Here is a 22,049-nt window from a genome sequence, read left to right on the forward strand (position 1 = left end):
GCTCCAAACCCTGTTGAACCTGCCCATCCGAAGAACCGTTCCGGTTGCTTCACGCGATGCCGCAGGTTTTCCGAATGCCATTGCGCACAGGCGAAAGCCCTCTTTCAAAGCACCGCCTAAAAAAGACAACGCTGTCAATCGGGTAGCCTACCCCAGTTCAAAACTGAGGTAAGCCTGGGATTGAGGCAATGGCATTACAGAAATTCGATGCTGTTTCGGACGAAGCCGGAAAACTACCGGATTTTCGGCCCGAAACCGCGCATATGCAAGGGGTTGTCGAACGCGCCGCCAAGCCGCAGCATGGGGCGCGTCCGCCTTCCCTTTAACAGCCCAGATTACTTGATCTGGTCTTCCTTGTAGTAGCCGCTGTCGATCAGGACTTCTTTCCAGTTCGACTTGTCGACGATCACCGGCTTCAGAAGATAGGCCGGGACAACCTTGACGCCATTGTTATAGGTCTTGGTGTCGTTGACTTCCGGTTCCTTGCCGCTCATCAGTGCGTCGACCATGTCAACGGTAACCTTGGCCAATTCGCGGGTGTCCTTGAAGATCGTCGCGGTCTGTTCACCGGCGAGGATCGACTTGACCGAAGGCACTTCGGCGTCCTGGCCGGAAACGACCGGCATCGGCATGTCGCCGCTGCCATAGCCGACGCCCTTCAGCGAAGACAGGATACCGATGGAGATGCCGTCATAAGGCGACAGAACCGCATCGACGCGCTTGTCCGAATAATAGGCCGACAGGATGGAATCCATGCGAGCCTGAGCCGTCGCACCGTCCCAACGCAGCGTTGCAACCTTGTCCATGCCGGTCTGGCCGCTGGCGACCACAACCTTGCCGCTGTCGATGTAAGGCTGGAACACGGACATGGCGCCATTGTAGAAGAAGTAGGCGTTGTTATCGTCCGGCGAGCCGCCGAAGAGTTCGATATTGAACGGACCCGGCTTGTTCTTGAGGTCCAGCGCCTTTTCAATCGACTGTGCCTGCAGCACGCCGACCTGGAAATTGTCGAAGGTCGCATAGTAATCGACATTCGGCGTATCGCGGATCAGACGGTCATAAGCGATGACCTTGATGCCTGCATCATGCGCCTTGGCCAGCACGTCGGACAGCGTGGTGCCGTCGATGGACGCCACGACGAGAACCTTGGCGCCCTTGGTCACCATGTTTTCGATCTGCGCCAGCTGGTTCGGCACATCGTCTTCAGCATACTGAAGATCGGTCTGATAACCGCGTTCCTTCAGAACCTTGACCATGTTGTCGCCATCGGCGATCCAGCGCGCCGACGACTTCGTCGGCATGGCGACCGCCACAAGACCCTTGTCTTCGGCGCGGGCGATGCCCGTGAAGGCAAGCGCGGCCATCGCGACTGCCAGGGTTAGAGTTTTCATACCTGCCATTGTTACACTCCCAAAAATTGGGACAGGCTTCGCCTCGAAACCTGCCGTTCTCCCAAACTCCCGCGCCCCGCCCAAATTGCAGATTGCGGAATGCCTCCAAGACCATTTCCGAACAAGGATTTAACCCCTCTTCAAAAATGCCTAAACCCTAACAAATTGCGCGCCTCCTTCAGCCCGCAACTGCCTCCCATGCGGCGACAGCGCGCCTGGCGCGCTCACGCACATCGGCCACGCTGAAACCAGCCTTGTAAAGGCTCGATCCGAGGCCGAAGCAGCTCACGCCTGCCGCGACATAGGCTGCGAAATCGCTTTCCGACACGCCGCCCACGGCACCGACCGGAATATCCTTTGGCAGGACGGCGGAAACCGCCTTGATCCCGTCTGCGCCCAGCACGCTGGCCGGAAAGAATTTCAGCGCCGATGCGCCTGCACGGATCGCCGAAAAGGCTTCCGTCGGCGTGAACACGCCCGGCATCGTCACCATGCCATGTCCGCCAGCGCGGCGAATGACGTCCGGCTCGACATTGGGACTGACCATCAGCCGACCGCCAACATCGTTCAACCGGTCCACATCCTCGACGCTCAGCACGGTGCCAGCACCAATCAGCACATTGGCAGGCGCGAGCTTCGCTGCCTTGCCAATCGACAAGAACGGACCGGGCGAATTGAGCGGGATCTCTATCGCCTCAAAGCCCGTCTCGATCAGCGCTTCGACGATTGCTTCCGTTTCGTCGGCACGAATCCCGCGCAGGATCGCGACCAGCGGATAGCGCAGTTTCGGCCATGCAACGCGCGCGCTCATTGTAAAACTCCCGCAAAAGCGTGCTTTGCCGCCATGAACAGACCATCGCGCACCAATTCGTCCGCCTCGACGCGCTTGACCGCCAGCCCGGCAATTTCAAGCGCGCTGGCGTAAAGCGCACCCATCATGCCATCGGACAACAGCAGCACCTGCTGCGGCTTGCCGTAAAGCGTTCGTCCGCCTGCAACTTCCAGCCCGATCAACAGGCCGGAAAGCCGCGCCAGCTGGTCGGTCGGCTTGCGGTCATGCACAAGCCAGCCCGCGCGAACCGAGAACAACGCATTGGCGATGAGTTCCGGTGTTTCTAGCGAGGCTTTGACACCCGCAGCAAAAGCCCCTCCAGCCGGATCGACTTCACCAGCGCCTTCCAGCGCCCCGGCCAGGACCGACTTGTCTTTCAGAAGCGCGAACAATTCGCCCGTCATGAAAGTCCGGTAATCGGCAAGACCGCCATCGGCAATCCGCACCCATTTGGCATGGGTGCCGGGCATGACGACGACCGCATCGCGCGTGCCGCCATGCACGAGACCGAGCAGTTTTGTCTCCTCGCCGCGCATGACATCCGGTGCCGCCTCATCCCGCCGCGCAACGCCCGGCAACATGATCACGTGACGGCGCGCAGGCACGCGCACCGCAGCTTTCACAATGCCGTCCAGCCCGGCAGGCAGGCTCATATAGGGCGCCTCGATCCAGCCGGTCCGCGAACCGGCCATGCCGCAGATCACCACCGGCAGATCGTCCGGCGCGCCGAGCGTAGCCAGATGCCGTTCGAGCGTTGGCTCGAAACCGGCTTCCTTTGCCCGCAGCAAACCGTCATCGCCGCGGCTTTCACCCAGCACGGCGCCGTCCGCATTGAGCGTCCAGAGCCGCAAACGGGTGGTGCCCCAGTCGGCGACGGCAGCAAACGGCTTTTTATCAAGAGCCATTCCGGCGAGCCTCAGTGGTTGTCACGTGGCAGGCCGCGCGTATGCGCGATATCCTGATACTTGATCGCGTTTTCCAGAACCGCGCCGGTTTCCATCTGGCCGACAACGGCACGCTGGATTTCCTGCCACGGCGTCTGACTTTCCGGATATTTGTAACCGCCAGCGGCTTCCAGCGCCTTGTGACGCTCGGCCAGTTCCTCATTCGAAATCAGAATATCCGCCGTGCCGCGACCAAGATCGATGCGCACGCGGTCGCCGGTCTTGAGAATGGCCAGACCGCCGCCAGCAGCCGCTTCTGGCGAAGCATTAAGGATCGACGGCGAACCCGACGTTCCCGACTGGCGACCGTCACCGATGCATGGCAGCGAGCTGATTCCCTTCTTCAGAAGGTAATCCGGCGCGCGCATATTGACGACTTCCGCCGCGCCCGGATAGCCGATGGGGCCAGCGCCGCGCATGAACAGGACCGTATGTTCGTCGATTTCCAGCGACGGATCGTCGATGCGATGATGGTAATCCTCCGGTCCGTCAAACACGACCGCCTTGCCTTCAAAGGCATTCGGGTCCTTGCTGTCGGAGAGGTAGCGATTGCGGAACTCGTCCGAAATAACGCTGAGCTTCATGATCGCCGACGAGAACAGATTGCCGCGCAGCACGCGGAAACCGGCATGTTTCTTCAGCGGCTGATCGTAGGTCTTGATGACATTGCTGTCTTCAATGGTGGCGTTCTTGCAGTTTTCGCCAATGGTCTTGCCGTTGACGGTCAGCGCATCCTCATTGATGAGGCCCTGTCCCATCAGCTGATTGACGACGGCTGGCACACCGCCGGCATGGTAATAATCCTCACCGAGATATTCACCGGCTGGCTGGAGATTGACCAGAAGCGGAATTTCCTCACCGTATTTCTGCCAGTCGTCCACCGTCAGCTCCACGCCGACATGGCGGGCAAGCGCGTTCAGATGGATCGGCGCATTGGTGGAACCGCCAATGGCGGAATTGACGCGGATTGCGTTGACGAAAGCATCCTTGGTCAGAACGTCCGAAGGCTTGAGGTCTTCATAGACCATTTCGACGATACGGCGGCCCGTCAGATAGGCCACTTCCTGACGGTCACGATAAGGTGCGGGAATAGCGGCGGAACCCGGAAGCTGCATGCCCAGCGCTTCAGCAAGCGAGTTCATGGTCGTGGCCGTGCCCATCGTGTTGCAATAGCCCGTCGACGGAGCCGAGGAAGCAACCAGCTTCACAAAGCCCTGATAGTCGATCTCGCCCTTGGCGAGCAGTTCGCGCGCCTTCCAGACGATGGTGCCCGAACCCGTGCGCTCACCACGGAACCAGCCATTGAGCATCGGGCCAACCGAAAGCGCAATCGCCGGAATATTGACCGTCGCAGCCGCCATCAGGCAGGCAGGCGTGGTCTTGTCGCAGCCAATCGTCAGCACGACTCCGTCCAGCGGATAGCCGTAAAGCACTTCCACGAGGCCAAGATAGGCGAGGTTGCGGTCGAGACCGGCAGTCGGGCGCTTGCCGGTTTCCTGGATAGGATGAACCGGGAATTCGATGACGATACCGCCTGCCTCACGCACGCCTTCGCGGACGCGATTGGCCAGTTCCAGATGGTGGCGGTTGCAGGGCGACAGGTCCGAACCCGTCTGCGCGATGCCGATGATCGGACGGCCCGACTGCAGTTCTTCCTGACTCAGACCGTAATTCATGTAGCGCTCAAGATAGAGCGCCGTCATATCGACATTGTCAGGATTATCGAACCATGCGCGCGAGCGGAACTTTGGCGTTTTCGGAGTGACGGGCTTGTTCATGTCTTTGTCCTGCTGGGTAAGAGGCCGCGAGCGTCCTCATTTCCTAATCTTCGAAAGCTTCAACCGCGTGCCGCTTTCCAAACAGGAAGGCGTCGGCGACGTGGGTCAGCGGAGCGAGATCGACATCCGAACGCCCCTCACCGATCAATTGCACAAAATGCTTGTAAAGGCGCTGATATTCGCGGTCCGGCTCGGCCATTTTTTCATCGCCCGCAATGGTCAGGCGGCTGCCCCCATGGCTGAGCAGGAGCGTGCCCTTGTCGGTTTCGACGCGAATGTCCCAGGTCTGCGGCCCGGTCTGACGCCAATCCAGCTCGAACGAAACCGGAATGCCGCTTTCCGTCTGAAATTGAAGGTCAGCCGCAATCGGCGCCGCGCGATTTTCCGGGAAATAGAGGTCAGACTGCGTAAGGTAAAAGCGTTCCGGCAGAATATGCGTCACGATGGAAAGCGCATTGATGCCAGGATCAAATACGCCAAGCCCGCCCGGTTCCCAGATCCATTGTTGGCCGGGATGCCAATGGCGCACATCTTCCTTCCAGGCGACGGCGACCGAACGGATCACCGCGTCTTTCAGAAAATCGCGGGCCGGTTCCACTGCTGCGGCTTCGCGCGAATGCCAGGTGGCATAAAGCGTCAACCCTTCCGCCTTGGCCAGACGGTCCAGCGCCTGCACTTCGGAAATCGTCGCACCGGGCGGCTTTTCCAGCATCACATGCTTGCGGGCCTTCAGCGCGGCATAGGCCTGCGCGAAGCGGCCCTGCGGCGGGGTGCACAGCGACACAGCGTCGATGGCCACGCCCGATGCCAGCAGCTCATCGATATCCGTGAAAGACGCCACGCTGTCCAGACCGGCATTGCGGCTGGCGACGGCGGCCAGCGCAATACCATCCACCGCCTCGATGGACGGCAGATGCTGGTCGCGCGCGATCTTGCCAAGACCGACGATTGCTAAAGCGATGTTGGATGGAGCCGCCATGTTCAAAGCGCCTTTACGGCAACATCTTCGGCTGCCGCCTGGGCAAGCGTGTTGACCAGCGGATAACGGAACGGCTTTGCGGAAATTTCAAACTGGTCGCCGGTTTGAGTCTTCACGCCTTCCGAGAAGGACAGGGTCGCTGTGCCGAAGAAATGCACGTGAATATCGCCCGGACGGCGGAACAGCTCATATTTGAAGTGATGATGTTCCAGATTGGCGATGGTGTGCGACATGTTCGCTTCACCCGACAGGAACGGCTTTTCGAAGATCACTTCATTGCCGCGACGAATGCGCGACACGCCTTCCACATGATCCGGCAGCGCGCCCACAAAGAGTTCCGGTCCAAGCGATGCCTGACGCAGCTTGGAATGGGCAAGCCAGAGATAGTTCTGCTTTTCCGTCACATGGTCGGAGAATTCATTAGCAAGGCAGAAGCCGAGACGGCGCGGCTGCCCATCCGGGCCGATCAGATAGATACCTGCCAGCTCCGGCTCTTCACCGCCATCTTCCGCAAAGGAAGGCGAAACCAGTTCGCCGCCGGTCGCGACCAGCGCGGAACCGTCACCCTTATAGAACCATTCCGGCTGCACGCCCGTCTGGCCGGGCTTCGGCTTGCCGCCCTCGACGCCCATCAGGAACATGCGCATCGAATCGGTCGGCTTTTCGGCGGACTGCGCCGCCTTGTGCATCTTGTCGCGGCCATCGGCGGAACCGAGATGCGTGAGGCCCGTACCTGCAACAATCAGATGCGCGGGATCGGAATGGGTGATCGGCAGGCCGACGCGGCCCGCAGCCAGAGCGGCGTCGATATCGACGGCTTCGCCCTTGCCATTGCGCGCCACCTGCTCTGCGAGGCTGATGCCAGCGCCAATTGCCGCCCAGGCCAGTTCATAGGTCGTTGAAGCGCCCTTGACGATATGCGCCGCACCCTCATCATCGCATGCAGCCACACGCGTTTCACCGCCCGCATCGCGGAACTGTACCAGACGTAACATTGAACCTCCCTAACCGCGAAAGGATCGCGGGCACTCATATTGGCCGTTTAAACGCATACTCACGTTTTGCGGCGCCTTCTATTATTAATATGACTATTTTGCCAAGACCTGCTTTGTCAAGCAAGCTGAACCGCCCCATGCACAGTCCCATATGCGACAATGCGATCTTGGGGTATCAACCAACTGATTTCATTAATCTAATGTAGGAAATGTCTGTTTGTCGCAGCCAAAATTTTTTGTGATCGAGCGAAAGGCGCTTGCCATAAAGTAATATTATATGCTTCATAGCCACGAAGGCCGGGAGGGCCTTATTGGGAGGAAATGTTATGAAACGTAGTCTCGCGGCGCTGACAGCCGCACTTTCGCTCGCTCTGATTTCAAGCGCATCGGCCGCATCGCTGACGGTGGGCTTCTCGCAGATCGGCTCGGAATCGGGCTGGCGCGCCGCAGAAACGGCCCTGACCAAGCAGGAAGCTGAAAAGCGCGGCTATACGCTGAAATTCGCCGACGCCCAGCAGAAGCAAGAAAACCAGATCAAGGCCGTGCGCGGCTTCATCGCACAGGGTGTTGATGCGATCCTGATTGCACCGGTCGTCTCCACCGGTTGGGACGCGGTCCTCAAGGAAGCCAAGGAAGCTGAAATTCCGGTCGTTCTGCTCGACCGACAAATCGATTCCCCGGAAGATCTCTATCTCACCGCCGTGACATCCGATCAGGTCCATGAAGGCAAGGTCGCCGGCGAGTGGCTGGTGAAGGATATCGGCGACAAGTCGTGCAATGTGGTCGAACTTCAGGGCACGACCGGTTCGTCGCCCGCGATCAACCGCAAGAAGGGCTTTGAGGAAGCGATCAAGGGCCACGACAACATCAAGATTACCCGTTCGCAGACTGGCGACTTCACCCGCACCAAGGGCAAGGAAGTCATGGAAAGCTTCATCAAGGCTGAAGGCGGCGGCAAGAATATCTGCGCTGTCTATGCTCATAACGATGACATGGCCGTCGGCGCCATTCAGGCCATCAAGGAAGCTGGTCTGAAGCCGGGCTCCGACATCAAGATCGTGTCGATCGATTCCGTGCCGGATATCTTCCAGGCCATGGCCAATGGCGAAGCCAATGCTTCCGTGGAGCTGACGCCGAACATGGCCGGTCCGGCATTCGACGCCATCGAGGCCTTCAAGGCCAAGGGCACCGTTCCGCCGAAGTGGATCCAGACCGAATCGAAGCTTTACACGCAGGCTGACGATCCGAAAGCTGTGTACGAAGCCAAGAAGGGCCTCGGCTACTAATCTTCGTGTCATTCGGGCCGCCAGCTTTCGGCGGCCCGGTTTCCCTTCGGCCCGTTTTGGCGAAGGGTATCGTTGCAATTCGCAAACGGAAGACTGCCATGGCTCGCCCCGAAACAGGCGCTCAACCGGCGTCGGTTATACCGCTTCTCGAAGCTCGCTCCATCACCAAATCCTTTCTGGGCGTCACCGCACTTGACCATGTCGATTTCGCGCTCAAACGCGGCGAAATCCATGCCTTGCTGGGTGAAAACGGTGCGGGCAAATCCACGCTCATCAAGATATTGACCGGTGCCTATCACGGCTTTGATGGATCGATCCTCCTCGAGGGTCAGCCCATTGCGCCTGCTTCGGTGGCGGAAGCGCAGACGCTCGGCATCGGCACCGTCTATCAAGAGGTAAACCTGCTGGAAAACCTCACCGTCGCCGAAAACCTGTTTCTCGGTCGCCAGCCGCGCCGCTTCGGCTTCGTCGATCGTCGGCGCATGGAAAAGGACGCAACCGCGCTCCTCGCGCGTTACGGTCTCGACGTCGATGTCAGCGCGCCGCTGTCAGCCTATTCCGTCGCCATACGCCAGATCATCGCGATTGCGCGCGCCGTCGATCTGTCGGGCAAGGTGCTTGTCCTCGACGAACCGACCGCCAGCCTTGATGCGCGCGAAGTGGAGATGCTGTTCACGGTTCTGCGCCAGCTGAAGGCCGAAGGGCTCGGCATCATCGTCATCACGCATTTTCTGGATCAGGTCTATGCGATTGCAGATTGCGCCACCGTACTGCGCAATGGCCGTCTGGTCGGCAGCCGCAATCTGTCGGAACTGCCGCGCACCGATCTCATTTCCATGATGCTCGGCCACCAGTTGCAGGAAACCGTGCGCCGTCAGCTGACCGAAGAGGTCAACGACGACACGGTCGCGCCGATCCGCTTTGCAGGCTATGGCAAGAAGGGGAGCGTTGCGCCTTTCGATCTCACCATCAAGCCCGGCGAAGCTGTCGGCATTGCGGGCCTGCTCGGTTCGGGCCGCACCGAAACCGCGCTTTTGATGTTCGGCGTCGATGAAGCCGATAGCGGCCAGCTTACAGTCGACGGCAAGGAGATAAAACTCCCCTCGCCCGTTGCGGCCATATCGGAGCGCTTCGCCTTCTGCCCGGAAGAGCGCAAGACCGATGGCATCATCGGCGATTTTTCAGTGGCCGAAAATATCGCGCTGGCCGTGCAGGCGAAACGCGGCTGGTCAAAGCCGCTGTCTGCCCGCGAAAAGGCGGCGCTGGCCGACCGCTATATCAAGGCGCTCGATATCCGCCCGCCCGATCCGCACAAGCCGATCAAGTTTTTGTCCGGCGGCAACCAGCAAAAGGCCATTCTGGCGCGCTGGCTCGCCACCGATCCCCGTCTTCTGATTCTCGATGAACCGACGCGCGGCATCGACATCGGGGCGCATGCCGAAATCCTGAAACTCATCGGCGAACTCTGCGGACAAGGCATGGCGCTCGTCATCATCTCTTCCGAATTCGAAGAACTGGCCGCCGTCGCCAATCGCGTGGTGGTTCTGTCGGACCGTCGCCATGTCGCGGAATTGCGGGGTGAAGAAATCACCGCCGACAATATTGTGCGCGCCATCGCGGAGACCGGCCCTAAAACTGCTTCTGCGAGCCAAAAGGAAGCCGCAGCATGATTGCCCGCATATCCAGAAAATTCAAAAGACTGGCGCCGCAGCTTGCAGCCCTCATTCTGATTCTTGCCGCCAACACCATCATCGCGCCCGGCTTTCTCGATGTTTCGTTCCAGAACGGCCGCCTTTATGGCAGCCTGATCGACATTCTGGTGCGCGCCGCACCCGTCGCCATTCTGGCCGTCGGCATGACACTGGTGATCGCCACTCGCGGCATCGACCTTTCGGTCGGCGCGGTCATGGCGATCAGCGGCGCTTTCGCCGCATCGCTCATCGTCGCGGGCTATCCGCTGGCGGTCGTCATTCCGGCAGCGCTCGGCGTCGGCCTGCTTTGTGGGTTGTGGAACGGCTTTCTGGTGGCCGTTTTCGATATCCAGCCGATCATCGCCACCCTGATCCTGATGGTGGCGGGGCGCGGTATCGCCCAGCTCATCACCGAAGGCGCAATCCTCACCTTCAACAATGATGCTTTCGCCGCGCTTGGTTCCGGCTCGTTTCTCGGCCTGCCCATCCCGGTGCTGATCTGGCTTCTGGCCGGTCTGGTTGTCGGCATCGCGGTGCGCTCCAGCGCGCTCGGCTTTCTGATCGAGGCCACCGGCATCAACCGGCGCGCCGCCATGCTGGCGGGCGTCAAGGCACGCTTCCTGCTGTTCAGCGTCTATGCCGTTTCGGGCGTCGGCGCAGCCCTTGCAGGCCTGATCGCAACCGCCGATATTCGCGGCGCGGACGCCAATAATGCCGGTCTGTGGCTTGAACTCGATGCCATTCTGGCGGTCGTGATCGGCGGCACGTCGCTCAATGGCGGACGCTTCTCGATCACCGCCTCGCTGCTCGGCGCGCTCATCATCCAGTCGATCAATACCGGCATTCTGATGGCGGGCTTCCCGCCGGAATTCAACCTCATCATCAAGGCTGGCATCATCATCGTGGTGCTCACCTTCCAGTCGGCGGCCATCGTCAACCTGATCGGCTTCCTGCGCTCGCAACGCAAGGGCGACGCCGTCAATGGCACCCGACACACCCATCAAGGAGCAGGACAATGAGAATTCTTCGCAACCTGCCCTTTCTGACAACCGTGGCGATTTTCCTGATCGCCTATGCGATCTGCGCCGTGCAGTTCCCGAACATGCTGTCAACGCGGGTGATCGGCAATCTGCTGACCGACAATGCCTTTCTCGGCATTGCCGCCGTCGGCATGACCTTCGTGATTATTTCCGGCGGCATCGATCTTTCGGTCGGCTCGGTGATTGCCTTCACCAGCGTTTTCGTCGCGGTTCTCGTCGGAAAGCTTGGCGTGCATCCGCTGGTGGCGTTCGCGCTCGTTCTCATCATCGCGGCAGCTTTTGGCGCGTGGATGGGCATGATGATCCATTATCTCGGCATCCCGCCTTTCGTCGCGACGCTGGCTGGCATGTTCCTCGCGCGCGGCGCGGCTTTCCTGATCTCGACTGAATCGGTGCCGATTTCGCATCCCTTCATCGACACGTTGCAGGGGCTTTATTTCCGCCTGCCGGGCGGCGGCAGGCTGACATTCATTGCCATGCTGATGCTGGCCGTGTTCATCGTCGGCGGCATTCTCGCCCACCGCACGCGCTTTGGCGCAAATATCTATGCGCTTGGCGGCAACCAGCAATCGGCGGAACTGATGGGCGTTCCCATCGGTCGCACCACCATCGGCATCTATACGATGTCAGGTGTGCTTTCCGGCCTCGCCGGTATCGTCTATACGCTCTATACCTCGTCCGGCTATTCGCTGGCGACGGTGGGCGTAGAACTGGATGCCATCGCATCCGTGGTCATCGGCGGAACGCTTCTGACCGGCGGCGCGGGACTGGTTGCGGGAACATTTGTCGGCATTCTGATACAGGGGCTGATACAGACCTATATTGTTTTCGATGGCACGCTGTCTTCCTGGTGGACGAAAATCGCAATCGGTATATTGCTGTTCCTGTTCATCGCCCTGCAAAGAGGACTTCTGTGGTTCTCCGATTTAAGACTGGCGCGGCAACGCATGAAGGAGGCCTGAATTGGGATTGCTGGAAACGGCCATAACCGGACGCAAGCGGCATAACAGCCACGCTGTCGTCGTGGGGGAACTGGGGCGCGGCATCGTCGCGGGCACCATTCCCGAAGGTTCGATCCTGCCCGGCGACAACGAATTGTCGCTGCGCTTCGGCGTTTCTCGCACGGTTTTGCGCGAGGCGATGAAAACGCTTGCCGCCAAGCGTCTGATTGAACCGAAGGCCAAGGTCGGCACCCGTGTTCTGGGCCATGCCAGCTGGAATTTCTTCGACCCCGATGTTCTGACATGGCGCTTCGAGGCCGGTTTCGATGAAGTCTTTGTCGACCATCTGGCCGAAATGCGCATGGCGCTTGAGCCGGCAGCAGCCGCTGCCGCTGCCGAGCGCGCCACCAGCGACGAAATCGTCGAACTCTATGCGCTCGCCGCCAAGTTCGACAATCCGCAGCACACGCCCGAAACCATCGCCAAGGTCGATCTGGAGTTTCATCTCGCCGTCGCCCGCATGTCCGGCAATCCGTTCATGCGCTCGGTCAGCGGGCTGATCGAAGCCGCGCTCGCCGTGTCGTTCCAGCTTTCCTCTCCGGCAGCATCCCATGAAGGCATTGCCGAATGCGCAGCCAATCACCTGCGCATCGCCCACGCCATCGCCTCCCGCGATCCGCAAAAGGCCCGCGCCGCAATGGAAAGCGTCATCAAGCTTGGGGTGGAACGCATCCGCAACGTCATCTGAAGAAGACAAAGAACCGTGCGGATTTTGAAAGAAATCCGCCACGGCCTCGACCTATAATTCGTTTGAGCTTAATTTAGTCCCCGGAAAGAAACAGATTCCTTCCGACAATTCCGACGAGGTGGAATACACCTCATGCACGACAGGGTTTTTCATGTCTTATCTCGCCGCTTCCGACCGCTACGACACGGCCAACTTCCGCCGTGTCGGGTGCAGTGGTCTCGTCCTGCCCGCCATTTCGCTTGGCCTTTGGCACAATTTCGGCGACGGAATTCCGCTCGACCGTCAAAAGGCGATGCTGTTCAAGGCCTTCGACCTCGGCATCACCCATTTCGATCTTGCCAATAATTACGGCCCGCCTCCCGGTTCGGCAGAACGCAATTTCGGCCAAATCCTGAAAAGCGATCTTGGCCGTTATCGCGACGAACTGATCATTTCCAGCAAGGCCGGCTGGGACATGTGGGCCGGCCCCTATGGGCGTGGCGGCGGCTCGCGCAAGGCGATCCTTGCAAGCCTCGACCAGAGCCTGTCGCGCCTCGGCCTCGATTATGTGGATATTTTCTATTCGCACCGTTTCGATGCCAATACGCCATTGGAAGAAACGGCAGGCGCGCTGGTCAGCGCCGTCGAACAGGGCAAGGCGCTTTATGTCGGCATTTCATCCTATTCGGCAGGCAAGACGCGTGAAATCGCCAAAATCCTCGCTGCGCGCAACGTGCCGCTCTTGATCCACCAGCCGTCCTACAACCTGTTCAACCGCTGGATCGAAAAGGATCTTCTGTCGGCCACCGACGATGTCGGTGCAGGGGTCATCGCCTTCACGCCGCTGGCGCAGGGCTTGCTGACCAATCGTTACCTCAACGGTATTCCGGCGGATGCGCGCATCAACCAGCCGGGCAACAAATCGCTGCGCCCGGCGCATTTGAGCGACGAGAATATCGAGCGCGCCCGCAGCCTCAATGAAATCGCCAAGAAGCGCGGACAGAGCCTCGCGCAGATGGCGCTGGCCTGGGTGCTGCGCGATCCGCGCGTGACCTCGGCGCTGATCGGCGCAAGCTCGCCGGAGCAGATCGTCGAAAACGTCAAGGCGCTGGACAATCTTTCCTTCTCGGCAGACGAGCTGAAAGAGATCGATAAATATGCGGTCGAAGGCGGCGTGAACCTTTGGGAAAAGCCCGCCAACGACGAAGCGGTGTGATCTTCAGCCACCTCAAGGAAAAGCCCGGTTTCGACCGGGCTTTTTGCTACTCGACCTTCAGGTCAAAGGCGGGATTGCTGCGCAGCGTATTGCTGACGGTGCAGATTTCTTCGGCCAGTTCGGCGATGTGTTGCTTCTCTTCGGCTGCAAGATCGCCGTCGAAATGAAACGCGATATGGAACCGCTCGATGCGTGACGGGCTTTCATGCGTCTTGTCGCCTGTGACCTCGACACGGACATCGGCCAGCTTTTCGCGCAGGCCAAGCTTGCCCGCAGCAATCCGCGCGCTCAGCGCCATACAGGCGGCGAGCGATGCGTAGATCAGATCAAGCGGATTGAAGCCCGGCTGGCTCACGCTCGTCACAAGCTCGACCTTGCCGCCCGTCGGCGTGGTGATCACTGGCAGCTTGCCTTCCGGCATGTCGGCAACCGCACCCGTCTCGCGGGTTCTGACCTTGAGCTCGCTCATGAATTTCCTCGTTCAGTCGGAAACCTTCAGATAATCGACAGCCCGCGCCAGCCAGCAGCTGACACGGACACCCACAATATCGCCCTTGTCGTCGCGCCGGAAGACCAGTTTCCATTCGCCGGGTGACGGCGCGTCCATCGAACGCTGCACCGGCAGAAGCCAGACATCGGCCCCCACAGCATAAAGTGGGTACATGTCGCTTTTGCCGAGAAAGCCTTCGAACGCGCCATAGATCGCGCCGCCTTCGGCCACGAGGAGCAGATCTGCGCCAATCTCTTCGTTGCGGAAACGCCCCAGAATGTCGCGCCTGGCCTCGCCAGTCACACGGTGCATCGCGAGGGAGAGATTTTCGTCCGCACGGTCGAGATGGATTACATCGCCCTCGCGGCGGATTGTGGTCACGGAAGAACGCGCTTCGTCCTTGCTCACCACGTCCATCACTTCAGGGCTCGTTCCAAAACGGACCTTCATGCGTCCGCGCCCGGCATCGTCGAGGCTGAGCACAAGACCGGTTTCTGCATCGAGCCACGACCCGAACCAGCCCGCATCGGCTTCGACCCGTTCCGGCTCCGATGTTGGCACACCGAGCGCCAGCTTCATCAGCCTGGTTGCAAGATCAGAAGCACCGCCTTCAAAATTGAACATGGCGATGGTGGAAATCCGCTCATCAGCGCAATGCAAACGTTGGCAGCGCCAGCCGCGCAAAGCGCCGCCATGACCGGTCAGCCGCTTGCCGCCGACTTCCTCAAACTTGAGGCCGAAGCCGTAAGGTGCTGCTGCGCCATCGTTGAAAACCTGCGGCCTACTCAGACGGCGATAAAGGCCGTTCTCGTCATCGCGCGTTGCATCGATGAACTGTTCCCAGGCGATCATGTCGTCCAGCGAGGCGCAAATACCCGCATCGCCCATCCAGTGAATGCGGTTGGTGGCGGGCAAAAAGCCACGCACCGTATCGCCCTCATAGCCGGTGCATTCGGTGAAAAGCGCCGTATCGGGGATGAGTTCCGCCGTCTTCATGCCAGCCGGTTGGAAAATCCGCTCTCCCAGAAGATCGACCAGTGAACGCCCCGTATGGCCTTCAATCAGATCGGCCAGAATGCGGAAATTGCCGTTGCAGTAGGAATAATGGCTGCCCGGCGCAAAATGCGTGGTTTTCAGGCCGCGCAGCAGTTTCTGCGCATCTTTTGGCAGAAACACGCCTTCCGGATCGCCGCCACACAGCACCGTCAGCGCCCAGTAATCGCGCAGGCCCGACTGGTTGTTGCACAGATCGCGCACGCGCGGACGTTCACCCACGAAATCGGCAAGGTAAGCGCCCAGCGCATCGTCGAGCACTTCCGGCTCGCCCACGCTGTCGAGCAGCACACCGCAGGTGAATTGCTTGCTGATCGAACAGATAGGCATCCGCGTTTGCGCCGTCATCTGCTGACGCCTGCGCAAATCGGCAAAACCCCACGCATGGCTGAGGACAACCTCGCCGTCCTTGACGACGGCGACGACACCGCCCGGCCCCTTGTAATTCTGCGGAATAGTATCGACGAAAGCGCGAAGGGCGGGGAGATCGAGATGCGGCATGATGAAACTCGGACGACTCAGATGAAAATCAACAGCCGTCACGAGGCATCATTTCAGCCGATCAATCAAGGCCATGGCCGCGTGCGGATTATGCGCCTTATAGCCGCTGATGACATAGAGATAGACATCGCGCGCTATATTATCGGCCACCGGCGGCGTAATCGTTTTCAGCCCGTCCGGCTTCTGGCCCTCGGCAATCGCCTTTGCCCGCGTCGCCCACTGGTCGAGTTCGGCTTCGCTATAGCCAAGCGGCTCGCTTTCCTTGGTGCCCATGATGCGCAGATAGGCGAAGGGTGCGGTCATATCGGCAAATTGCGGAAATTCACTGTCGCCTGCAATAACCACCGCAACGCCATATTCGCGCAGAAGCGCTGTAAATTCCGGCACATTGAAGCTGTCGTGGCGCACTTCCACCGCATGGCGCAGATCGCGCCCCTCAAGCCGCTTCGGCAGAAGCTTCAGGAAGGCTTCGAAATCCTTTGGGTCGAATTTCTTCGTGCCCATGAACTGCCAGTTGACGACGCCGAGCTTCTCCTTCAGCTCCATCACGCCACCGGTGAGAAAGCGCTCGATGCTTTCGCCCGCTTCCGCCAGCACGCGGCGATTGGTCGAAAAGCGCGGCGCCTTCAGCGAAAAGACAAAGCCTTCCGGCGTTTCGTCGTGCCATTTGGCGAAAGTCGTCGGCTTTTGCGGGCCGTAATAGGTGGAGTTGATCTCGATCGAGGTCAGCTTGCTGGATGCATATTCCAGCTGGCGCTTCTTCGCCAGTTTTTGCGGATAAAAGCTTTCATCCCACGGCTCGAAGGCCCAGCCGCCAATGCCGACCCGAATCTTGCCAGAGTTTGCTTGCGCCATCTTGTCCTCCCGACATGAGATCATCCGTTTTGGTCATCATGTTTAGTCTGTATTCGCGCCGGGGGCTATGCTGTTATGTCAGTAAACTATGGATCGCATGCCATCCAAACAAGAGACGAACAATCGTCCGCATTTTGAGAGTGAGGAAATGCATCAGATGACCAGCAAACCCAATACGCGCAGCGGGGGCCAGATATTGGTGGACGCGTTGCGCATTCACGGCGTGGACCGTGTTTTCTGCGTTCCGGGAGAAAGCTATCTCGCCGCGCTCGACGCTTTTCACGATGTGCAGGATGAAATCGACTTGATTGTCTGCCGTCAGGAAGGCGGCGCTGCCTATATGGCCGACGCCCACGGCAAACTGACGGGCAAACCCGGCATCTGTTTTGTCACGCGCGGCCCGGGCGCGACCAACGCCTCCGTCGGCGTGCACACTGCCTTTCAGGATTCGACGCCGATGCTGCTGTTCATCGGTCAGGTGGCCAGCGATCAGGTGGAACGCGAGGCCTTTCAGGAAGTGGATTATCGCCGCATGTTCGGCCAGATGGCCAAATGGGTGGTGCAGATCGACGATGCCGCCCGCATTCCGGAACTGGTCAGTCAGGCCTTTCATCGAGCCGTCAACGGACGCCCCGGCCCGGTGGTGATCGCCCTGCCGGAAGATATGCTGACATCCTATGCTGCCGTCAGCGATGCCCCGGCCTATAAGAAGGTCGAGATGCATCCGGGTCAGGATCAGTTGCAGGACATGGTCGCGCTCATCGAAAAGGCCGAGCGCCCGCTGATGATCGTCGGCGGCGGGGGCTGGGATCAGGACGCGGTGCGCGACCTGCAAAAATTTGCCGAAAACATGCATCTGCCGGTGGCGGCTTCCTTCCGCTGTCAGGACATGTTCGACAATACCCATCCGCTTTATGCGGGCGAAATGGGCACATCGATCAGCCCGAAGCTGGCTGAGCGTGTGCGCGACAGCGACCTTCTCGTGGTGGTCGGGGCGCGGCTTGGCGAGATGACCACGCAGGGCTATGAGCTTGTCAGCATTCCGGTGCCGCAGCAAAAGCTCATCCACATCCATCCGGGTGCCGAAGAACTGGGCCGTGTCTACCACGCCGATCTGCCGATCAATGCCAGCATGCCGGCCTTTGCCCGCGCGGCATCGAAGCTTGCCCCCATCGCCGCGCCGCGCAGCAGGGCGTGGGCACAAACGGCCAATGCCGATTATCGCGACAATATGAAAACGCCGGTCATACCGGGCGCGGTGCAGATGGGCGAGATCATGGAATGGCTGCGCGCGCATCTGCCTGCCGACGCCATCATCACCAATGGCGCTGGCAACTATTCCGCCTGGCCGCATCGCTTTTATCAGTACCGCACCTATCGCAGCCAGTTGGCACCCACCAACGGCTCCATGGGCTATGGCGTCCCGGCGGCGGTAGCGGCCAAGCTGGCGGCACCGGAGCGGACCGTCGTTGCCTTTGCCGGTGACGGCTGTTTCCTGATGAACGGTCAGGAACTGGCAACCGCCGCGCAATATAATGCCAAGGCGATTTTCGTGGTGGTCAATAACGGCATGTACGGCACGATCCGCATGCATCAGGAGCGCACCTATCCGGGCCGCGTTTCCGGCACTGGCCTCGCCAATCCCGATTTCGCAGCCCTTGCCCGCGCATACGGCCTGCACGGCGAAACGGTCGAAGCGACAGCTGATTTTGCAGCCGCTTTCGAGCGTTGCGAACAATCCGGCAAGCCCGCCTTGATCGAAATCCGCATCGATCCCGAAGCGCTTTCACCAAAAATGTCACTGAGCCAGATGCGGGAACAAGGCCTCGCTAAACAGAAGTAATCCAAAGCCCCGGTTCGTCCGGGCTTTTCATGACGCGAGCCGTCCAAGAGCCTGAATCAAAAAGCGGCCTGTGTGTGCGAAAATGGTGATTTTCGAGTACCGGAGCGCAGCGTACTTAAAGGTACGTGAGCACCGGAACGCAGACAAATTGCCATTTGCAGCCGCACAGGGCGACTTTTGGAACAGGCTCTACGACTTTCGTCTGACTGGCAGGTATTCCAGCTGGACTCGAACGCCGAAGCCCCTCATACCAACTTACGTTGCGTAAAATGGAGGGGGACCATGAAAGCGCTCAGTCTGTCCATTATTCTGTTTGGTTGCATCGCGCTCGCCGTGGCGTGTTTTATCGCCTTTACCGGCGTCAATCTCTGACCGCAGGCAAAAGGCTTTCGCCCAGAAAATCGCTTGAGAATTCCCGCACGGCGCGAACCATGAAATCGCTGATGACGCGGATACGCGGCGCTGCCATGACATCGACATGGCAGCTCATCCAGTATTCGCGCTCCAGATGCATGTCGTGCGGCAGAACCGGCACCAGTTCGGGATGCTTGCTGGCGATAAAAAACGGCAAAACGCACAGACCATAGCCGGTCTGCGTGGCGACGAGCTGCGCGTGAATGCTGGAGCTTTGATAGGTGCAGCGCTGGCCCGGCAGAATCTCGCGCATGTAATCGAGCCCCGGAGTGAACACCATGTCCTCGATATAGCCGATGAAGGGATGGCGCGCCAAATCTTCCCGGCTGCGGATCGGCGGATGCCGGGCCAGATAGTCGCGATGGCCATAGATGAACAGCCGGTAGGATGTGAGCTTCTCGCTGTGATAAGGCCCGTTGCGCGGCATGTGCAGCGTGATCGACAGTTCGGCCTCGCGGCGCGACAGCGACATGATCTGCTGGATCGTTACGACTTCCACGAACAGGCTCGGATAAGATTGCGCCAGCACCGGCAGGCGATCGGCCAGAAAGAAATTGCCGAAGCCTTCAAGCGTCGAAAGACGCACGACACCCGACAGCGCCGCAAGATTGCCGGTGGCTTCGGTCTGGAATTTCATGGCCTCGCGTTCCATGACTTCGGCAGGCTCGACCAGACGTTCACCCATTGGCGTCAGCAGATAGCCGCGCGGATTGCGCTCGAATAATTTGGTCGCCAGCGCCTGTTCCAGCCGGTCGATACGGCGTAGCACCGTCACATGGCTGGTACGCAATTGCCGCGCCGCGGTGGAGAGCTGTCCCGTGCGCGCGACGGCGAGAAAATATTGCAGATCGTCCCATGTAAACTGCCGCACATACTGCTCCCTATTGTCTGCCCGCATTTCTTCAAAAGCATCTGTACATTTCTGAACAGACGCTGTTCAAAAATTGTTGTTCTTGTACGCATTTGTCAATGCTACCGTTCTAAAGGAAAGCCCGAAGAGTGAAACAAATCGGGCGGAAGCATAAAGACGACTGGTCTGAGGAGGCCAATTGTCCTGTCTGTAACAAGGCTGCTTCACTGGAGATGACCGCGCAGTTTTATCGCGGCGGTTGAGGGACTTATTGGGAGGAGTATTTTATGAAGTGTCTTGCACTCGCAACGGCAGCGCTGCTGGCTGCAACCGCCATCGCGTCGGCTGCGGAAGTTTCCGATGGTAAAGTCAAGATCGGCATCTTGAACGACCAGTCGGGTGTCTATGCCGATTTTGGCGGCAAATGGTCTTATGAGGCCGCCAAGATGGCTGCCGAGGATTTCGGCGGCAAGGTGCTGGATGCGCCGATTGAAATCATTACCGCAGACCATCAGAACAAGCCGGACGTGGCCTCGAACATCGCGCGCCAGTGGTACGACACCGAACAGGTCGATTCCATCATGGAACTGACCACCTCGTCCGTCGGTCTTGCCGTGCAGGCGCTGTCCAAGGACAAGAAGAAGATCACCATCAATACGGGCGCCGCCACTTCGGAACTGACCGGCAAGCAGTGCACGCCTTATGGCTTCCATTGGGCCTATGATACCCACGCGCTTGCAGTCGGCACCGGCGGCTCGCTCGTGCAGCAAGGCGGCGATAGCTGGTTCTTCCTGACCGCCGATTACGCTTTCGGCTATTCGCTGGAAGAACAGACCACGAAATTCGTGGAATCGAAGGGTGGCAAGGTGCTGGGTTCCGTCCGCCATCCGCTGTCCACCACTGACTATTCCTCGTTCCTGCTGCAGGCGCAGTCGTCCGGCGCGAAGGTTGTCGGTCTCGCCAATGCGGGTCTCGATACCTCCAATGCGATCAAGCAAGCTGCGGAATTCGGCATTGTCGCTGGCGGACAGCGCCTCGCCGCCCTGCTCTTCACCCTGTCGGAAGTACACGGCCTCGGCCTTGAAGCCGCACAGGGCCTGACGCTCACCGAAGGCTTCTACTGGGATCGCGACGATGAATCGCGCGCCTTCGGCAAGCGCTTCTTCGAGCGTACCGGCCGTATGCCGAACATGATCCAGGCAGGCACCTATTCCGCCGTCACGCAATATCTCAAGGCGATCAAGGAAGCAGGCACGGACGAAACCGAAGCCGTTGCCAAGAAGCTGCATGAAATGCCTGTTGAAGACGTCTTTGCCCGTCACGGCAAGGTCGGTGCCAATGGACGCATGATCTATGACATGTATCTGATGGAAGTGAAGAAGCCGGATGAAAGCAAGGCCCCTTGGGATTACTATAAGGTGCTGGCCACGATCCCCGGCGATCAGGCTTACATGAAGCCTTCAGAAAGCGGCTGCCCGCTTGTGACGCAGTAAGAGGCTTTTTGGATGACAGCTTCTGGCAATGTGACGGCTCTGCGTGAAGCAGGGCCGTCGAGCTCGAATTCTCCATCGCAAGCCGCTGCGCGTCCTGTTTTGTCGGCGCGCGGCTTGGGCAAGTCGTTTGGCGGCTTTTATGCGGTGAGGAATGTCGATCTTGATGTGGACCATGCCCGCGTTCATGCGCTGATCGGCCCGAACGGGGCGGGCAAGACGACGGTGTTCAATCTCCTGACCAAGTTTCTCCAGCCGACAAGCGGCGAGATCACGCTTCTGGGCGAAACGATTACCAAGACCGATCCGGCCAAAGTGGCGCGGATGGGACTGGTGCGCTCGTTCCAGATTTCGGCAACATTCCCGCATCTCACCGTCCTGGAAAACGTCAAGGTGGCGCTGCAGCGCCCGAACGGCCTTGCCACGCAGTTCTGGCGTTCGCTTGCAGCACTCGACCGGCTGGATGCGAGAGCTGTCGAGCTTCTGGAACGCGTCGGCCTTGCCGATGCCCGTCATGCACTGGCTGCGGATTTGTCCTATGGCCGCAAGCGCGCGCTGGAAATCGCCACCACGCTTGCGCTCGATCCCAAAGTCCTGCTGCTCGACGAGCCGATGGCCGGCATGGGCCATGAAGACGTTCACACCATCGCCGCCCTCATTGCCGATGTCGCGAAGGATCGCGCCGTTTTGATGGTGGAACACAATCTCAAGGTGGTGGCCGATATCGCCCACC

General features: G+C 59.5%; 20 protein-coding genes. 10 read left to right on the plus strand and 10 right to left on the minus strand.

The window, feature by feature from the left end:
• Nucleotides 1–188: 188 nt before the first annotated feature.
• Nucleotides 189–326: a hypothetical protein gene (locus JAU75_RS15845; RefSeq protein WP_199057449.1), complete on the plus strand. Its 138-nt coding sequence runs from the start codon at nt 189–191 to the stop codon at nt 324–326.
• Between the two features lie 9 nt (nt 327–335).
• Here JAU75_RS15845 and chvE read toward each other — a convergent pair whose 3' ends face one another.
• The 6 genes from chvE to araD1 form a co-directional block, all read right to left on the minus strand.
• Nucleotides 336–1,400, minus strand: a complete 1,065-nt coding sequence (gene chvE, locus JAU75_RS15850; protein ID WP_199057450.1) for a multiple monosaccharide ABC transporter substrate-binding protein — start codon at nt 1,398–1,400, stop codon at nt 336–338.
• A 169-nt stretch (nt 1,401–1,569) separates the two neighbouring features.
• Complete coding sequence (locus JAU75_RS15855; protein ID WP_199057451.1) at nt 1,570–2,202, minus strand: 2-dehydro-3-deoxy-6-phosphogalactonate aldolase; 633 nt, start codon at nt 2,200–2,202, stop codon at nt 1,570–1,572.
• Nucleotides 2,199–3,128 carry a 2-dehydro-3-deoxygalactonokinase gene (locus JAU75_RS15860; RefSeq protein WP_199057452.1) on the minus strand — a complete coding sequence of 310 codons (930 nt, stop codon included), beginning with the start codon at nt 3,126–3,128 and terminating at the stop codon, nt 2,199–2,201. Before JAU75_RS15860 ends, JAU75_RS15855 begins: the two co-directional genes overlap by 4 nt.
• A gap of 11 nt (nt 3,129–3,139) precedes the next feature.
• Nucleotides 3,140–4,945 (minus strand): IlvD/Edd family dehydratase, encoded by a 1,806-nt coding sequence (locus JAU75_RS15865; protein ID WP_199057453.1) that lies wholly within the window; start codon nt 4,943–4,945, stop codon nt 3,140–3,142.
• A gap of 43 nt (nt 4,946–4,988) precedes the next feature.
• The gene (locus JAU75_RS15870; RefSeq protein ID WP_199057454.1) at nt 4,989–5,924 is read right to left on the minus strand and encodes a Gfo/Idh/MocA family protein; all 936 of its coding nucleotides are present in this window, start codon (nt 5,922–5,924) and stop codon (nt 4,989–4,991) included.
• A gap of 2 nt (nt 5,925–5,926) precedes the next feature.
• Nucleotides 5,927–6,919 carry an AraD1 family protein gene (araD1, locus tag JAU75_RS15875; RefSeq protein ID WP_199057455.1) on the minus strand — a complete coding sequence of 331 codons (993 nt, stop codon included), beginning with the start codon at nt 6,917–6,919 and terminating at the stop codon, nt 5,927–5,929.
• 326 nt (nt 6,920–7,245) lie between these two features.
• Between araD1 and ytfQ the strand changes: the two genes are divergently transcribed.
• The 6 genes from ytfQ to mgrA all read left to right on the plus strand — a co-directional run bounded on the left by ytfQ (nt 7,246) and on the right by mgrA (nt 13,820).
• A complete protein-coding gene (gene ytfQ / locus JAU75_RS15880) occupies nt 7,246–8,205 on the plus strand; it encodes a galactofuranose ABC transporter, galactofuranose-binding protein YtfQ (RefSeq protein ID WP_199057456.1) in 960 nt (319 codons plus the stop codon).
• 98 nt (nt 8,206–8,303) lie between these two features.
• Complete coding sequence (locus JAU75_RS15885; RefSeq protein WP_199057457.1) at nt 8,304–9,875, plus strand: sugar ABC transporter ATP-binding protein; 1,572 nt, start codon at nt 8,304–8,306, stop codon at nt 9,873–9,875.
• Nucleotides 9,872–10,915 (plus strand): ABC transporter permease, encoded by a 1,044-nt coding sequence (locus JAU75_RS15890; protein ID WP_199057458.1) that lies wholly within the window; start codon nt 9,872–9,874, stop codon nt 10,913–10,915. Before JAU75_RS15885 ends, JAU75_RS15890 begins: the two co-directional genes overlap by 4 nt.
• Nucleotides 10,912–11,898 (plus strand): galactofuranose ABC transporter, permease protein YjfF, encoded by a 987-nt coding sequence (yjfF, locus tag JAU75_RS15895; protein WP_199057459.1) that lies wholly within the window; start codon nt 10,912–10,914, stop codon nt 11,896–11,898. The genes JAU75_RS15890 and yjfF overlap by 4 nt, the downstream gene beginning before the upstream one ends.
• 1 nt (nt 11,899) lies before the next feature.
• A complete protein-coding gene (locus JAU75_RS15900; protein WP_109369598.1) occupies nt 11,900–12,625 on the plus strand; it encodes a FadR/GntR family transcriptional regulator in 726 nt (241 codons plus the stop codon).
• Nucleotides 12,626–12,776: 151 nt separating this feature from the next.
• Nucleotides 12,777–13,820 carry an L-glyceraldehyde 3-phosphate reductase gene (gene mgrA, locus JAU75_RS15905; protein ID WP_199057460.1) on the plus strand — a complete coding sequence of 348 codons (1,044 nt, stop codon included), beginning with the start codon at nt 12,777–12,779 and terminating at the stop codon, nt 13,818–13,820.
• A 46-nt stretch (nt 13,821–13,866) separates the two neighbouring features.
• On the opposite strand, the gene JAU75_RS15910 is transcribed toward mgrA, so the two are convergent.
• Genes JAU75_RS15910 through JAU75_RS15920 form a run of 3 tightly spaced genes read right to left on the minus strand, consistent with a single transcriptional unit; the run spans nt 13,867 to nt 16,719 of the window.
• The gene (locus tag JAU75_RS15910; protein ID WP_199057461.1) at nt 13,867–14,289 is read right to left on the minus strand and encodes an OsmC family protein; all 423 of its coding nucleotides are present in this window, start codon (nt 14,287–14,289) and stop codon (nt 13,867–13,869) included.
• Nucleotides 14,290–14,301: 12 nt separating this feature from the next.
• Nucleotides 14,302–15,864, minus strand: a complete 1,563-nt coding sequence (locus JAU75_RS15915; protein WP_199057462.1) for a D-aminopeptidase — start codon at nt 15,862–15,864, stop codon at nt 14,302–14,304.
• A gap of 48 nt (nt 15,865–15,912) precedes the next feature.
• Entirely contained in the window at nt 15,913–16,719 is an 807-nt protein-coding gene (locus JAU75_RS15920; RefSeq protein WP_199057463.1) for a DUF72 domain-containing protein, read from the minus strand.
• Nucleotides 16,720–16,876: 157 nt separating this feature from the next.
• Here JAU75_RS15920 and JAU75_RS15925 point away from each other — a divergent pair, with 157 nt between their 5' ends.
• Nucleotides 16,877–18,562, plus strand: coding sequence for a thiamine pyrophosphate-binding protein (locus tag JAU75_RS15925; RefSeq protein WP_199057464.1), 1,686 nt, complete (start codon nt 16,877–16,879; stop codon nt 18,560–18,562).
• Nucleotides 18,563–18,923: 361 nt separating this feature from the next.
• On the opposite strand, the gene JAU75_RS15930 is transcribed toward JAU75_RS15925, so the two are convergent.
• Nucleotides 18,924–19,847 carry a LysR family transcriptional regulator gene (locus tag JAU75_RS15930; RefSeq protein WP_199057465.1) on the minus strand — a complete coding sequence of 308 codons (924 nt, stop codon included), beginning with the start codon at nt 19,845–19,847 and terminating at the stop codon, nt 18,924–18,926.
• Nucleotides 19,848–20,113: 266 nt separating this feature from the next.
• Between JAU75_RS15930 and JAU75_RS15935 the strand changes: the two genes are divergently transcribed.
• Together JAU75_RS15935 and JAU75_RS15940 are read left to right on the plus strand one after the other, a co-directional pair.
• Nucleotides 20,114–21,319, plus strand: a complete 1,206-nt coding sequence (locus JAU75_RS15935; RefSeq protein ID WP_199057466.1) for an ABC transporter substrate-binding protein — start codon at nt 20,114–20,116, stop codon at nt 21,317–21,319.
• A 12-nt stretch (nt 21,320–21,331) separates the two neighbouring features.
• A partial coding sequence (locus JAU75_RS15940) for an ABC transporter ATP-binding protein (RefSeq protein WP_199057467.1) occupies nt 21,332–22,049 on the plus strand: 718 nt, incomplete at its 3' end.

Origin of the sequence: Ochrobactrum sp. Q0168 (assembly GCF_016427605.1) — a bacterium.
In the GTDB taxonomy this organism is placed as follows: Bacteria; Pseudomonadota; Alphaproteobacteria; order Rhizobiales; family Rhizobiaceae; genus Brucella.